The following is a 715-nucleotide window of genomic DNA, read 5'->3' on the forward strand; positions in this document are numbered from 1 at the left end:
TTTGTGCACAGAAAACCTCCAGCTAGGCTGGAGGTTCCGTAAAGCTTTCAGCTTTGAATCAGTTATAAAAACCCCTTTTGATTTGTTAAAACAGTTTGCGGTCTGGCAACTGCAAATGTTCAACAAGAAATCAAAAGGGGGTCCCTATGAGGGACGAAAAGAGCTTAGCGCACACGCGATGGAACTGTAAATATCACATAGTCTTTGCGCCGAAGTACCGAAGAAAGGTGTTCTACGGGGAAAAGCGTAAAACGATAGGCAGTATCTTAAGAAAGCTGTGCGAATGGAAAAACGTGAATATTCTGGAAGCGGAATGTTGTGTGGATCACATCCATATGCTTCTGGAAATCCCGCCGAAAATGAGTGTGTCGGGCTTTATGGGATACCTGAAGGGAAAGAGCAGCCTGATGCTTTATGAGCAGTTTGGCGATTTGAAGTTCAAATACCGTAACAGGGAGTTCTGGTGCCGAGGGTATTACGTTGATACGGTTGGGAAAAATACAGCGAAGATACAAGAATACATAAAGCACCAACTGGAAGAGGATAAGATGGGTGAGCAGTTATCGATCCCCTATCCGGGTAGCCCGTTTACGGGCCGTAAGTAACCCATAGATGCAAATGTCAGATCGCGATGCGCCTGTTAGGGCGCGGCTGGCAACAGAGCCTTATAGGCGCATATGAAAAACCTCCGGCTATGCCGGAGGATATTTATTTT

General features: G+C 45.9%; 2 protein-coding genes. Both read left to right on the forward strand.

Going from position 1 to position 715, the window contains the following annotated elements; genetic code table 11:
• A partial coding sequence (locus HUZ92_RS20785; RefSeq protein WP_217450658.1) for a hypothetical protein occupies positions 1-190 on the forward strand: 190 nt, incomplete at its 5' end.
• Positions 147-605 carry an IS200/IS605 family transposase gene (gene tnpA, locus HUZ92_RS20710; protein WP_174846895.1) on the forward strand — a complete coding sequence of 153 codons (459 nt, stop codon included), beginning with the start codon at positions 147-149 and terminating at the stop codon, positions 603-605. The genes HUZ92_RS20785 and tnpA, both read left to right, overlap by 44 nt.
• Positions 606-715 lie beyond the last annotated feature (110 nt).

Origin of the sequence: Yersinia vastinensis, from assembly GCF_902726565.1 — a bacterium.
Classification (GTDB): domain Bacteria; phylum Pseudomonadota; class Gammaproteobacteria; order Enterobacterales; family Enterobacteriaceae; genus Yersinia; species Yersinia vastinensis.

What these genes read in the sequence shown, in the direction of transcription:
- tnpA (WP_174846895.1), top strand. Translation starts at nt 147, where the DNA reads ATGAGGGACGAAAAGAGCTTAGCGCACACGCGATGGAACTGTAAATAT.